Raw genomic sequence first — 13407 nt, 5'->3', positions numbered from 1 at the left:
GCAGTCAAAAAGGCGCATCTTCGGATGCGCCTTTGCGTTTAAAAGAGGGAAATCTCGCCTGGGGCGGGATTGAAAGGTTTCTAGAGAATTTCGGAGTTGTGTTATGGCTGGCCATTCCAAGTGGGCGAACATCAAGCACCGCAAAGAGCGTCAGGATGCCAAGAAAGGCAAGATCTTCACCAAGTGGATTCGTGAACTGACTGTCGCTGCCCGCCAGGGCGGCGGTGATCCTGGCTCCAACCCACGCCTGCGCCTGGCGCTGGACAAGGCCCTGGGCGCCAACATGAGCCGCGACATCATCGACCGCGCCGTGGCCCGCGGGGCCGGTGCGGCCGATACCGACGATATGGTCGAACTGACCTATGAAGGCTACGGCCCGGGCGGCGTTGCGGTGATGGTTGAGTGCATGACCGACAACCGCAACCGTACCGCGGCGGCCGTACGCCATGCGTTCAGCAAGTGTGGCGGCAACCTGGGTACGGATGGTTCGGTAGCCTATCTGTTCGAGCGCAAGGGCCAGATTACCTTCGCGCCGGGCACCGATGAAGACGCGCTGATGGAAGCTGCGATGGAGGCGGATGCCGACGATGTGGTGACCAACGAAGACGGCTCCATCGACGTATTCACCTCGTTTGCCGGCTTCTACGCGGTGCGTAACGCCCTGGAAGCGGCGGGTTTCAAAGGCACCGACGCGGAAATTGTCATGCTGCCGACCACCAGCGCCGAACTGGACCTGGACGGCGCGCAGAAGGTGCTCAAGATGCTGGACATGCTTGAAGACCTGGATGATGTGCAGAACGTCTACTCCAACGCCGACATTCCAGAAGACGTGGCCGCACAGCTAGTCTGAAGGCTGGTGTAGACCATAATGTGGGAGCGGGCTTGCTCGCGAAAGCGGTTTGTCAGTCAGTACATGCGTTGACTGAAACACCGCTTTCGCGAGCAAGCCCGCTCCCACATTGGATCTTCGCTGTATCAAAAAATGTGTTTACCCAACCTGCAGGCGTTATGACTTTAATCCTAGGTATCGACCCCGGTTCGCGCATCACCGGCTTTGGCGTGGTGCAGCAGACCCCGCGTGGCTGTATCTACGTGGCGTCGGGATGTATCCGTACCGGCGCCGGGGAGCTGGCCGAGCGTTTGCAGATCGTCTATCGCGGCGTGCGTGAAGTGATCCAGACCTACGGGCCGGTGACCATGGGCATCGAAAAGGTATTCATGGCCAAAAATGCCGACTCGGCCCTCAAGCTGGGCCAGGCCCGCGGCGCCGCCATCGTCGCCGGAGCGGAGGAGGGGATGGAAATCGCCGAATACACCGCGACCCAGGTCAAGCAGGCGGTGGTTGGCACCGGCGCGGCGAATAAAGAGCAGGTGCAGATGATGGTCATGCATATGCTCAAACTCACCTCCAAGCCACAGATCGACGCTTCTGACGCCCTGGCCATCGCCATTTGCCATGCCCACACCCGCTCCAGCCTGCTGCCTCACGGCCTTGGCACGGCACGCAGTCGTGGCGGGCGCCTGCGTCTCTGATAGCATCAGCGCAATCGTTATGGTCGGGCCTCGATCTGACCTCAAGCTTTAAGGATCTGAACCGTGATTGGACGCTTGCGCGGCACCCTGGCTGAGAAACAGCCGCCGCACCTGATTCTGGATGTAAACGGGCTGGGGTATGAGCTGGAAGTGCCCATGACCACCCTGTACCGCCTACCGTCGGTCGGTGAACCGATAACGTTGCACACCCATCTGGTGGTGCGCGAAGACGCGCAACTACTCTATGGTTTCATCGGCAAGCGCGACCGCGACTTCTTCCGCGAGCTGATCCGCCTCAATGGCGTTGGCCCGAAACTGGCCCTGGCCTTGATGTCGAGCCTGGAAGTGGACGAGTTGGTACGTGCTGTTTCGGCCCAGGACACCTCGGCGCTGACCAAGGTGCCGGGTGTCGGCAAAAAAACCGCTGAGCGCCTGCTGGTGGAGCTCAAGGATCGCTTCAAAGCCTGGGAAGTGGTGCCAAGCATGTTTGCGCTGGTGCCAAACCAGCCGGATATGCCGGCGGCCCAAGTCGCCAGCGCCGAAAGTGACGCCGTCAATGCGCTGATCTCCCTTGGCTACAAGCCACAGGAGGCCAGCAAGGCAGTGTCGGCCATCAAGGACAAGAACCTGAGCGCTGAAGACATGATCCGCCGAGCCCTGAAGGGAATGATTTAAGTGATTGAAGCTGATCGTCTGATTGCAGCCACCGGCCCTCGCGACCGTGAAGAGGTCCAGGACCGGGCCATCCGCCCCCTGAGCCTTGCCGATTACATTGGCCAGCCCACCGTGCGCGAGCAGATGGAGCTGTTCATCCAGGCGGCACGTGGGCGTGCCGAGTCCCTGGACCACACGCTGATCTTCGGCCCGCCGGGGCTGGGCAAGACTACCCTGGCCAACATCATCGCCCAGGAAATGGGCGTGTCGATCAAGAGCACCTCCGGCCCGGTGCTGGAGCGCCCGGGCGACCTGGCTGCGTTGCTGACCAACCTTGAACCCCATGACGTGCTGTTCATCGACGAAATCCACCGGTTGTCGCCCATCGTCGAAGAAGTGCTATACCCGGCCATGGAAGATTTCCAGCTGGATATCATGATTGGCGAAGGGCCGGCCGCGCGCTCGATCAAGCTCGACCTGCCGCCGTTTACCCTGGTCGGCGCCACCACCCGTGCCGGCATGTTGACCAACCCGTTGCGAGACCGTTTCGGCATTGTTCAACGTCTAGAGTTCTATAGCACTGCTGACCTTGCGACGATTGTCAGCCGTTCGGCGGGGATTCTCAGCTTGCCGCTCGACCCGGAAGGCGCCTTCGAGATTGCCCGCAGGGCCCGTGGCACACCGCGGATTGCCAACCGTTTGTTGCGCCGGGTGCGCGATTTTGCCGAGGTGCGGGCCAAGGGCCATATCACCAAGGCTGTGGCCGACCTGGCGTTGAACCTGCTGGACGTCGATGAACATGGCTTCGACCATCAGGACCGGCGCCTGCTGTTGACCATGATCGAGAAGTTCGATGGTGGGCCGGTGGGCGTGGATAGCCTGGCCGCCGCCATCAGTGAGGAGCGCCATACCATTGAGGATGTGCTGGAGCCGTACCTGATTCAACAGGGTTACATCATGCGTACGCCAAGGGGGCGGGTGGTCACGCGCCACGCGTATCTGCACTTTGGGTTAAACATTCCGTCACGATTGGGGGAGATGCCTGTGGTAGACGAATTCCTCGATGCAGTGGACGATTAAAAAGGCATGGCGGGTCGATTTATTCGGCGTTTGTGCTGTCCTAGTGGCTGGCGTCGTCATTCTTTCGTTAGAAATACTGCAGAGAATGAAAAACAGTTGCCTGGCCGGATTGGCAACCTGAGGAGTAAGCACTAGAGTATGCGCGCGCAAAACGGGGATCAGTCGTTCGCACATCGCTGTCGCGTTTATTACGAGGACACCGATGCGGGCGGCATCGTGTATTACGTCAATTATCTAAAGTTCATGGAGCGGGCTCGAACCGAGCGGCTACGGGAGCTGGGCTTTGCCCAATCCCAGCTGGCAGGGGAGGACCTGTTATTTGTCGTGCATTCCAGCGAGGCCCGTTACTACGCGCCGGCGCGACTGGACGATGAATTGCTGGTCAGCGCGCAAGTAATCGAATTGAACCGTGCCAGCCTGCGCTTTAAACAGCAGGTCAGGCGGGCAACGGATGCAACGCTGCTCTGTGAGGGGCAGTTCCTGGTGGCGTGTGTGCGCACCAACAGTTTGAAACCCAGGGCCATTCCCGAAACTCTACGTGCGGCCTTTGCCAACGTGAGCGGCGCGGGTCAACAATCAAAGCAGGAGATTTAGCGTGGAACCTACCGTCGTCGACCATTCCTCCATGTGGAGCCTGGTCAGCAATGCCAGTGTCGTGGTTCAACTGGTCATGCTGACCCTGGTAGCCGCATCGGTTACCTCATGGGTCATGATTTTCCAGCGCAGCAACCTGCTGCGCGCCGGTCGACGCGCCCTGGAGAGCTTCGAAGAGCGCTTCTGGTCGGGTATCGACCTGTCCAAGCTATATCGCCAGGCGGGCAGCAACCCGGACCCGGACTCGGGCGTCGAGCAGATCTTTCGTGCCGGCTTCAAGGAATTTTCCCGCCTGCGCCAGCAGTCCGGCGTCGACCCTGAAGCGGTCATGGAAGGCGTGGCCCGTGCGATGCGCGTAGCGATCTCCCGTGAGGAAGAAAAGCTCGAGCAGAGCCTGCCGTTCCTGGCCACCGTCGGTTCGGTCAGCCCGTATATCGGCCTGTTCGGCACCGTATGGGGCATCATGAACTCCTTCCGTGGCCTGGCAACGGCCCAGCAAGCGACCCTGGCCACCGTGGCCCCGGGTATCGCCGAAGCGCTGATCGCCACTGCCATCGGCTTGTTCGCTGCAATCCCCGCAGTAATTGCCTACAACCGTTTCGCCGCCACCAGCGAAACCCTGATTGGCCGTTACTACACCTTCGCCGATGAATTCCAGGCGATCCTGCACCGTAAAGTGCACACCAGCGAAGAATAAGCAGGTAATTCCCAATGGCTTTAATCGCTCGAGCTCGCAAAAAGCGCAAGCCGGTCGCCGAGATGAACGTAGTGCCTTACATCGACGTGATGCTGGTGCTGCTGGTGATCTTCATGGTGACCGCGCCGATGCTCAATCAGGGGGTGAAGGTTGATCTGCCCAAGGTTTCCAGCGAAGCCTTGCCGCAGGACAACAACACCCAGGTCCTGACCATTTCGATCAAGGCTGACAAGACCTATTACTGGAATCTTGGCAGCGAAGTCGACACCCAGAAGCAACAGGACAAGGCCATGACCTTGCCGCAGATGACCGACGCCGTGACCAAAATCATCCGCGCCGGCAATGAAGGCGGCAAGCACACCCAGGTGTTCATCCGCGGTGACAAGTCGGTCGACTACGGCTCCGTCATGGGCGCCATGGGCGGGCTGCAGAAGGCCGGGGTCGGTAATGTTGGCTTGATTACCGAGGCGCCCTGATGCAGCAACAGCGAGAGCCGTCCGCCTCGGAAAGCTTCTTCTGGCCTAGCGTCTGGGCGATTGCCCTGCACGTTCTGGTGTTTGGCATGCTGTTTGTCAGCTTTGCCATGACCCCGGAGCTGCCGCCAGCCAAGCCGATCGTGCAGGCGACCCTGTATCAGCTGAAATCGAAAAGTCAGGCCACCACCCAGACCAATCAGAAGATTGCCGGTGAGGCCCAGAAGTCGGCTGCGCGCCAGACTGAAGTCGAACAGATGGAACAGAAGAAGGTCGAGCAGGAAGCGGTGAAGGCTGCTGCGGAACAAAAGAAAGACGAGGCGGCTCAAAAGGCCGAAGAATCGAAAAAGGCTGACGAAGCGAAGAAGGCCGACGAGGCGAAGAAGGCCGACGAGGCGAAAAAGGCTGATGAAGCCAAGAAAGCCGAGAAAGCTGCCGAAGCCAAAAAAGCCGAAGAGAAACAACTGGCTGATATAGCCAAGAAGAAATCTGAAGAAGAAGCCAAGAAAGCGGCTGAAGAAGAGGCCAAGAAAAAGGCCGCTGAAGAAGCCAAGAAAAAGATAGTCGAAGACGCGAAGAAGAAAGCCGCCGAAGACGCCAAGAAAAAAGCTGAAGCAGACGAGGCGAAGAAGAAAATCGCCGATGATGCGAAGAAGAAAGCTGCCGCCGACGCCTCCAAGAAAAAGGCCCAGGAAGCAGCACGTAAATCCGCCGAAGATAAAAAGGCCCAGGCCTTGGCAGATTTGCTTTCCGACACGCCGCAACGTCAGCAGGCCTTGGCCGATGAACGTGGTGACGAAGTCGCGGGCAGTTTCGACGATCTGATTCGCGCTCGCGCAGCAGAAGGCTGGACACGTCCACCTTCGGCACGCAAAGGCATGACAGTCGTGCTGCAGATCGGCATGTTGCCAGACGGTACGGTGACTTCGGTCAGCGTGGCCAAGTCCAGTGGCGACGGTTCGTTCGACAGTTCAGCGGTTGCAGCGGTCAAGAATATTGGCCGGTTGACCGAGATGCAGGGAATGAAACCAAGCGACTTCGCTCCCTATCGTTCATTCAAGATGACATTCACACCTGAGGATCTAGCCTTGTGAGAAACCTTCTTCGAGGAATGCTTGTCGTTATTTGCTGTATGGCAGGGATAGCGGCGGCGGATGAAAAGAACATCCTGGTAACCAGCGGTAGCGATCGGGCCACCCCGATTGCGGTTGTACCGTTTGGCTGGCAGGGCGGCAGCGTGCTGCCGGACGATATGGCGGAAATCATTGGTAATGACCTGCGCAACTCGGGTTACTACGCGCCAATTCCGAAACAGAACATGATCAGCCAGCCGACCCAAGGCAGCGAAGTGATCTACCGTGACTGGAAAGCCCTGGGCGCCCAGTACCTGATGGTAGGTAGCATCGTTCCAGCAGGCGGTCGCTTGCAGGTGCAATACGCTCTGTTCAACGTGGCCACCGAGCAGCAAGTGCTGACCGGTAGCGTGTCGGGCAGCGTTGACCAACTGCGGGACATGGCGCACTACATTGCCGACCAGTCGTTCGAGAAACTGGTGGGTATCAAGGGTGCGTTCTCTACCCGCATGTTGTACGTGACGGCTGAGCGTTTCTCGGTGAACAACACCCGCTACACCCTGCAACGTTCGGACTACGACGGTGCCCGGGCAGTGACCCTGTTGCAATCGCGCGAGCCGATCCTGTCGCCGCGTTTTGCGCCAGATGGCAAGCGTATTGCCTACGTGTCGTTTGAGCAGAAGCGTCCGCGCATCTTCGTCCAGCACATCGACACCGGTCGCCGTGAGCAGATCACCAACTTTGAAGGCCTGAACGGTGCCCCAGCCTGGTCGCCGGATGGCAATCGCCTGGCATTCGTACTGTCCAAGGACGGTAACCCGGATATCTACGTGATGAACCTCGGTTCGCGCCAGATCACCCGTGTCACTTCCGGCCCTGGTATCAACACCGAGCCGTTCTGGGGCAAGGATGGTTCGACCATCTACTTCACGTCAGACCGTGGCGGCAAACCGCAGATCTACAAGAGCAGCGTTGGCGGTGGTGGTGCGGAGCGTGTGACCTTTATTGGTAACTACAACGCCAATCCGAAGCTTTCGGCGGATGAAAAGACCCTGGTAATGATCCATCGCCAGGATGGTTTCACTAATTTCAAGGTGGCGGCCCAGGATTTGCAGCGCGGAAGCGTAAAAATCCTCACAGATAGCACTCTTGATGAGTCGCCTACTGTTGCGCCCAACGGCACCATGGTAATCTACGCCACCCGCCAGCAGGGCCGGGGAGTCTTGATGCTCGTGTCCATTAATGGACGCGTAAGGCTCCCGCTTCCTACCGCACAAGGCGAAGTCAGAGAACCGTCCTGGTCCCCTTACCTGAACTGACGCGGCGCTACAAAAAGAAGTACTTAACACACTGGGGTTCATTAGGAGTTTCACGATGGAAATGCTGAAGTTTGGTAAGTTTGCTGCTCTGGCTCTGGCTCTGTCCGTAGCCGTTGGTTGCTCGTCTAAAGGCGGCGACAATGCCGGTGAAGGCGCAGCTGTTGATCCAAACGCTGGTTACGGCGCCAACACTGGTGCAGTTGACGGCTCCCTGAGCGAAGAAGCTGCTCTGCGCGCGATCACCACTTTCTACTTCGAATACGACAGTTCGGACCTGAAGCCAGAAGCCATGCGCGCTCTGGACGTTCACGCGAAAGACCTGAAAGGTAACGGCGCTCGCGTTGTTCTGGAAGGCAACACCGACGAACGTGGTACTCGTGAGTACAACATGGCACTGGGCGAGCGTCGTGCGAAAGCCGTTCAGCGCTACCTGGTACTGCAAGGTGTTTCCCCAGCTCAGCTGGAACTGGTTTCCTACGGTGAAGAGCGTCCAGTTGCTACCGGCAACGACGAGCAATCCTGGGCTCAAAACCGTCGCGTCGAACTGCGTAAGTAATTCGTCATGCGAACGTGCCGTCGTGTTGTAACCGTATTGGCTCTCAGCCTTGCACCGCTTGCGGTGTGGGCTGCGGTTCCCGTGGAAGATAGCAACTCTGGCTATAACAATAGTGGGAGCAGCTATCCACCTGCAGGTTATGGCACGAACGGCGCCTATGCGGGGGGAGCGGCCACGGCCGCTCCTTCGGCACAGGGCGAACTGTTCAACCAACTGCAACGCATGCAGGATCAATTGGCGCAGCAACAAGGCACCATTGAAGTTCTGCAAAATGAAGTGCGTCAGCTCAAGCAGGAAGGCCTGGAGCGTTACCAGGATCTTGACCGACGTATAGGAGCCGGCGCTACACCAGCCGCTACTCCTGATAATTCTTCTGCCGGTGGCGCCGCAAGCGCCGCCGGTGGTGCAGCCGCAGGCGCCACTCAGGCCCCTGCCGCCAGCAGCGAACCGGCTGATCCGGCGAAGGAAAAGCTGTATTACGACGCAGCCTTCGACCTGATCAAGGCCAAGGATTTCGACAAGGCCAGCAAGGCGTTCACCGCTTTCCTGGGTCGTTATCCAAACAGCCAGTACGCGGGTAATGCCCAGTATTGGTTGGGTGAGGTCAACCTGGCCAAGGGTGATTTGCAGGGTGCAGGCCAGGCGTTTGCCAAGGTCAGCCAGCTTTACCCCAAGCACGCCAAGGTGCCTGATTCGCTTTACAAACTGGCTGATGTAGAGCGCCGCCTGGGTCATACCGACAAGGTCAAAGGCATTCTTCAGCAGGTAGTGGCCCAATATCCAGGTACCTCTGCCGCCCAGTTGGCTCAGCGTGATTTGCAACGCTTGTAAGCATTGCTGTCCCGCTTGGAAGAAACCCGCGCCTGTCGCGGGTTTTTTCGTTAGAATCCACGCCCTTTTATGAAATACGCTTTCTGGGGTTCACGCTTTGCCGGGATCCCATGAAGTGCCTGACGGAGGCGGACAGCCTGTTTAGCTGTTACGCCCGTGGCGACTATGCAAGACACATTACGCATCACCGAAGTTTTTTACTCGTTACAGGGTGAAACGCGCACTGCCGGCCTGCCCACAGTATTTGTGCGCCTCACCGGCTGCCCGTTGCGCTGCCAGTACTGTGACAGCGCCTACGCCTTCAGCGGCGGCACCATTCGTACCCTCGACGATATCCTGGAGCAGGTTGCAGGCTTCCGGCCGCGTTACGTCTGTGTGACGGGCGGCGAGCCCCTGGCCCAGCCCAATGCCATTCCTTTGCTCAGGCAGTTGTGTGACGCCGGTTACGAGGTGTCGCTGGAAACCAGTGGCGCCCTGGATATTTCCGCGGTCGATCCGCGCGTCAGCCGCGTGGTTGACTTGAAGACCCCGGACTCCAAAGAAGCGCATCGCAACCGTTATGAGAATATCGAGCTGCTGACCGCCAACGACCAGATCAAGTTTGTCATTTGCTCGCGGGACGACTATGACTGGGCCAATTCCAAGCTGATCCAGTACGGCCTGGACCGACGCGCCGGCGAGGTGCTGTTCTCTCCAAGCCACCATGACTTGAACGCTCGCGACCTCGCAGATTGGGTGGTCGCGGACAATCTGCCGGTGCGCCTGCAATTGCAGCTGCATAAATACCTTTGGAACGACGAGCCAGGACGCTGAAATGACTGAACAAACGACTGATCAAAAACGTGCCGTAATCCTGCTATCTGGCGGCCTCGACTCCGCGACCGTGGTGGCGATGGCGCGTGCCGAGGGCTATAGCTGCTACACCATGAGCTTCGACTATGGCCAGCGCTCCCATGCCGAGTTGCACGCCGCCGCCCGTGTCGCCCACGACCTCGGCGTGGTGGAGCACAAGGTGATCGGCTTGAACCTCAATGGCATTGGCGGCTCGGCCCTGACCGACAGCTCCATTGACGTGCCTGAGGCGCCCACTGAGGGCATCCCGGTCACCTACGTGCCGGCCCGTAACACCGTGTTCCTGTCGCTGGCCCTGGGCTGGGCAGAGGTGCTTAACGCCCGCGACATCTTTATCGGCGTCAACGCGGTGGATTACTCCGGCTACCCGGACTGTCGCCCAGAGTTCGTCGAGTCGTTCGAGCGCATGGCCAACCTGGCGACCAAGGCTGGCGTAGAAGGGCATGGCTTCCGTATCCAGGCGCCACTGCAAAACCTGAGCAAGGCGCAGATCGTCAAGGCGGGTGTAGGGCTTGGTGTCGACTACTCGCTGACTGTTTCCTGCTACCAGGCGGACAATGACGGTCGTGCTTGTAGGAAATGTGACAGCTGCCGCCTGCGCGCCGAAGGCTTCCAAGCGGCCGGAATTACTGACCCGACGCGTTATTTCTGATTTATTTAAAATAAGGTGTTGAATAATCCTTAGAAATCAGTATTATACGCGCCACCACACAGCGGGTCGTTAGCTCAGTTGGTAGAGCAGTTGGCTTTTAACCAATTGGTCGTAGGTTCGAATCCCACACGACCCACCATTTTTGGCGGTTTAGAAAATCCGGAAGGCCCACGCAAGTGAGGATTTCCGGGTTTTTTTTTGCCTGGGACAAAAGCGCGGGCTCGATGGCTCGCCTGAAGGGTGACACGACATTCGCATCGACTAGCAGCACCGTCTTCGACTGCGGATACAACACCCAAGCCATTATTTGTAGCTGTCGCCAGGTAAACCCAGCCGGGTCCGCTTTTTCAGAACAGTAGAGGTTATGCCAAGTAAGTAAACTGTGCAGTTGTACTTACTTGACAGGTGTGCAAGATCAGAATTGATGTCGCATTTTAATACCGCGTCACTAGACAACTAGCACGACGACGCCTTTAAAGTTCCATTACAGTTATTTATGGTTTTTACCTCCGCTGCGGGGCCATTGAAGGAGGTTATGAAATCTCCACCGTTGGCCATACGACAGCTTGCGGTAATCCAGCAAGCGCCCTCGGCGTTGAGTCGCACTACTTGAATGACGCCGGCGTTTCCCACCGGCACAGTGTCTCCCTTGCTGCAGGACTGATAGGCAGGGCTACTCTGCCAGGCATTTTTACATGTGTTGTTGTCTTCAGCATTGGCTGCTTGCATTTGAAGCAGAACTGCAAATGCTAGAAGAAATCCAATGATTGAGCTTTTCATTTTATGATTCCTCTAGATGTGCGTTTCCCCACATGAAACTATGCTCTGGGTTTTTGGGATGTGTCTACTGTCATAGTTGACAGGTTTCATGAGATGTTTGATGTTTTTTATAATTGTTATGAATAATGTTGGGTGACGTTATAAGTTCGTGGGAGGTGTTTGGGCTTGCTGATGTGAAACCCCGAGAGCCCCGCACCAGCGTTAGGCTCAAGGCTGCTCATGCCCATTCATCCACGGGCTGTAGTCCACCTGCACATACCCCATGGGCAGGCCCTTGGGGTAGTTGGCAAACCCCGGCATCTTTCGCAGGTCCAGCAGTTTGCACTGCGTGACAAGGCGTTGCTGCAACGCGCTATCTACCTTGAAGCCCTGTGAGCGGTACGGGCTCTGATTCAGGTTGACCATGCACTCATTCACTTTGCCTTGCGCATCGGCGATGAGGTGGAAGCTGGCGACGCCAATACTCTGGATGTCATGCCCGACAAACAGCTGTTCACGGAAAAAACGTATCTGCCTATACAGGTCGATTCGTGTTTTCTGCAGTTGTTGCTGTTCATCCGAAAGCCCCATCAGAGGGGTGAACACCATGGGCGCGACAATCACCTGGGTGTCCTTGGCGTTGGCGAAGACCTTGGGCGAGACCTCGGGAAAGAGGGTGGTCCAGCACAGTTCAGTCACCAGTTTGGCCAGCTTGGCCTGGCGCAGGTTGTTCTGGCCCTCGTTGGGCAGCAGGGTCCCGCGTTTGGCCGAACAGTCCACGACGTGGTTCTGCGCGTCGACGGTCATGATCATGTTCATCACCCCCGTCAGCTCGTTTTCATTGGCGGCCAGGGCGTAGCTGCGCAGTATCGTGGTGAAGGTATGGATGAATTTTTCGTCCTTTTGTTGCACCTGTGCCGCCGCCGAGGCCGCCGCCTGCTCTGGCGTTTGGCTCTGGCAACCGGCCAGTGACAGCAGGCTCGCACCGAACAAGGCCAGTAGCCAGCGGGAGGGAGAAGGCGCGTTGAATTCCATTTCTTGGGGGCTCATATACAAATAGACACGGGAAGAGGTAGACGGGAACTATTCTCACCCATCAAACGGTAAAGTGCGATTCGAAATAATTCGACTCTGGCACTGTGCCCTTTGGTTGTAACGGCTGATGTTGCACGGATTTGATCTACAGATTCTATTTGTCTATATTTGAATCTGTAGATTCATTCTGAGGTGGCAACTATGAGCCTAGCCCTGCAAGCACAGCCGTTTACCCGGGAGCAATGTGTCGCCGGACTCCGGGCGGCCGTGAGCATCCTGGAAAAATGGCAGGCCAGCAGCGACCAGGCCTGCCGCATCCTGCGTATTTCGCGCAGCACTTACACCCGCGCCCGGCAGTGCGAGGCCGCGTGGTCCGTGAGCCTGGATTCCGATCAGATGCAGCGCATCAGCTTTGTGCTGAACATCCATGCCACGCTGCGCATGGTGTTCGATAACCCCGAGAATGTGTACGGCTTCCCTGCAATGGCCAACCACAACAGCTTCTTCAACGGGCGCTCACCCCTGGAGATCATGGCCCAGGGCGACATGATCTCCCTGTACGAAACCTTCCGCCGTATCGATGTGCTGCGCGGTGCGCAATGGTGACGGTGAGCCAGTTGGGCGATTTGCCCAGCGGGCCGTTGCAGGCCTATCGCCTGGTCAATTCCAAATTCCCGCCGATTGCGTTGTTTGACGATGTGGCGGACGCCGACGAATTTGAGGCGCTTTATCAGATCCAGGCCCTGACCAACCCGCGGCTGGGCAATGAGCTCGGTCGTATCGAGCTGATACCCCGTAGGGAAATCCCCTTCGGGATTGTGGGATGCTCCTACGCGATTGCGCCGTTCACCCACGTCAATCCGGCCGGATCGCGTTTCAGCGCTGGGGATTTTGGCGTGCTGTACCTGGCGGCCACCATCGAAACGGCGCTGGCAGAGGTGCGTCATCACCAGAACCAGTATTGGTCCGGGGTCCACGGCCTTAACTATGAGCGCTTTGTCTTTCGCGGGTTGTCGTGCAGCTTTGCTGGTGACTCGATGAAGGATGCGGCGTCGGTGCCGATGAGCGATCCGATCTACGACCCTGACGACTACAGCCACGCCCAGCGCTTGGGCGGCGCGCTGAAGAAGGCCGGTTGTCCCGGCCTGCGTTACCTGTCGGTGCGCTCAGAAGGCGATCACTGCTGGGCGTTGCTGACGCCCAGGCCGGTGTCGTCGATTGTCCAGGCCGCCCATTACGAGATGGTCTGGAATGGGCAGATCACCAGTGTCAGCAAAATCAGCGAAGCCTGACGCTGGC

At 58.0% G+C, this 13407-nt stretch carries 16 protein-coding genes and 1 tRNA gene; 16 read left to right on the top strand and 1 reads right to left on the bottom strand.

From position 1 onward, the window contains the following. Positions 1-103 precede the first annotated feature (103 nt). The 14 genes from ACSSVH_RS19920 to ACSSVH_RS19855 all read left to right on the top strand — a co-directional run bounded on the left by ACSSVH_RS19920 (position 104) and on the right by ACSSVH_RS19855 (position 10453). On the top strand, positions 104-850 hold the full coding sequence (locus ACSSVH_RS19920) for a YebC/PmpR family DNA-binding transcriptional regulator (protein WP_038442836.1): 747 nt from the start codon (positions 104-106) through the stop codon (positions 848-850). 158 nt (positions 851-1008) lie between these two features. Then, positions 1009-1533 carry a crossover junction endodeoxyribonuclease RuvC gene (gene ruvC / locus ACSSVH_RS19915; RefSeq protein WP_005790910.1) on the top strand — a complete coding sequence of 175 codons (525 nt, stop codon included), beginning with the start codon at positions 1009-1011 and terminating at the stop codon, positions 1531-1533. A gap of 63 nt (positions 1534-1596) precedes the next feature. Further along, complete coding sequence (gene ruvA, locus ACSSVH_RS19910; protein WP_003193868.1) at positions 1597-2208, top strand: Holliday junction branch migration protein RuvA; 612 nt, start codon at positions 1597-1599, stop codon at positions 2206-2208. Next, on the top strand, positions 2209-3267 hold the full coding sequence (gene ruvB / locus ACSSVH_RS19905) for a Holliday junction branch migration DNA helicase RuvB (RefSeq protein WP_169954665.1): 1059 nt from the start codon (positions 2209-2211) through the stop codon (positions 3265-3267). A 138-nt stretch (positions 3268-3405) separates the two neighbouring features. After that, complete coding sequence (ybgC, locus tag ACSSVH_RS19900) at positions 3406-3861, top strand: tol-pal system-associated acyl-CoA thioesterase (RefSeq protein WP_169954666.1); 456 nt, start codon at positions 3406-3408, stop codon at positions 3859-3861. A 1-nt stretch (position 3862) separates the two neighbouring features. Beyond that, positions 3863-4558: a protein TolQ gene (gene tolQ / locus ACSSVH_RS19895; RefSeq protein ID WP_029300305.1), complete on the top strand. Its 696-nt coding sequence runs from the start codon at positions 3863-3865 to the stop codon at positions 4556-4558. A gap of 23 nt (positions 4559-4581) precedes the next feature. Continuing rightward, on the top strand, positions 4582-5034 hold the full coding sequence (gene tolR, locus ACSSVH_RS19890; protein ID WP_162473200.1) for a protein TolR: 453 nt from the start codon (positions 4582-4584) through the stop codon (positions 5032-5034). Beyond that, positions 5034-6125 (top strand): cell envelope integrity protein TolA, encoded by a 1092-nt coding sequence (gene tolA / locus ACSSVH_RS19885; RefSeq protein ID WP_492633634.1) that lies wholly within the window; start codon positions 5034-5036, stop codon positions 6123-6125. The genes tolR and tolA overlap by 1 nt, the downstream gene beginning before the upstream one ends. A gap of 17 nt (positions 6126-6142) precedes the next feature. Next, the gene (gene tolB, locus ACSSVH_RS19880) at positions 6143-7423 is read left to right on the top strand and encodes a Tol-Pal system beta propeller repeat protein TolB (protein ID WP_169851059.1); all 1281 of its coding nucleotides are present in this window, start codon (positions 6143-6145) and stop codon (positions 7421-7423) included. A gap of 55 nt (positions 7424-7478) precedes the next feature. After that, complete coding sequence (gene pal, locus ACSSVH_RS19875) at positions 7479-7979, top strand: peptidoglycan-associated lipoprotein Pal (RefSeq protein WP_029300299.1); 501 nt, start codon at positions 7479-7481, stop codon at positions 7977-7979. Between the two features lie 6 nt (positions 7980-7985). Continuing rightward, positions 7986-8810, top strand: coding sequence for a tol-pal system protein YbgF (gene ybgF, locus ACSSVH_RS19870; RefSeq protein WP_169954667.1), 825 nt, complete (start codon positions 7986-7988; stop codon positions 8808-8810). Positions 8811-8975: 165 nt separating this feature from the next. Beyond that, a complete protein-coding gene (queE, locus tag ACSSVH_RS19865) occupies positions 8976-9623 on the top strand; it encodes a 7-carboxy-7-deazaguanine synthase QueE (RefSeq protein WP_170056852.1) in 648 nt (215 codons plus the stop codon). A gap of 1 nt (position 9624) precedes the next feature. Beyond that, positions 9625-10314, top strand: a complete 690-nt coding sequence (gene queC / locus ACSSVH_RS19860) for a 7-cyano-7-deazaguanine synthase QueC (protein WP_170056853.1) — start codon at positions 9625-9627, stop codon at positions 10312-10314. Positions 10315-10377: 63 nt separating this feature from the next. Beyond that, positions 10378-10453: transfer RNA gene (locus tag ACSSVH_RS19855), tRNA-Lys, on the top strand. 848 nt (positions 10454-11301) lie between these two features. Here ACSSVH_RS19855 and ACSSVH_RS19850 read toward each other — a convergent pair. Beyond that, on the bottom strand, positions 11302-12108 hold the full coding sequence (locus tag ACSSVH_RS19850) for a hypothetical protein (RefSeq protein ID WP_492633633.1): 807 nt from the start codon (positions 12106-12108) through the stop codon (positions 11302-11304). A 201-nt stretch (positions 12109-12309) separates the two neighbouring features. On the opposite strand from ACSSVH_RS19850, the gene ACSSVH_RS19845 reads away from it, so the two are divergent. Then, on the top strand, positions 12310-12714 hold the full coding sequence (locus ACSSVH_RS19845) for an antitoxin Xre-like helix-turn-helix domain-containing protein (protein WP_492633632.1): 405 nt from the start codon (positions 12310-12312) through the stop codon (positions 12712-12714). Then, a complete protein-coding gene (locus ACSSVH_RS19840) occupies positions 12708-13400 on the top strand; it encodes an RES family NAD+ phosphorylase (RefSeq protein ID WP_170056856.1) in 693 nt (230 codons plus the stop codon). Before ACSSVH_RS19845 ends, ACSSVH_RS19840 begins: the two co-directional genes overlap by 7 nt. Positions 13401-13407: the final 7 nt, after the last annotated feature.

Source organism: Pseudomonas sp. HC1(2025), from assembly GCF_058742075.1.
The sequence above is the reverse complement of the archived record's forward strand: the minus strand, read 5'-3'. Positions and strand labels throughout refer to the sequence as shown.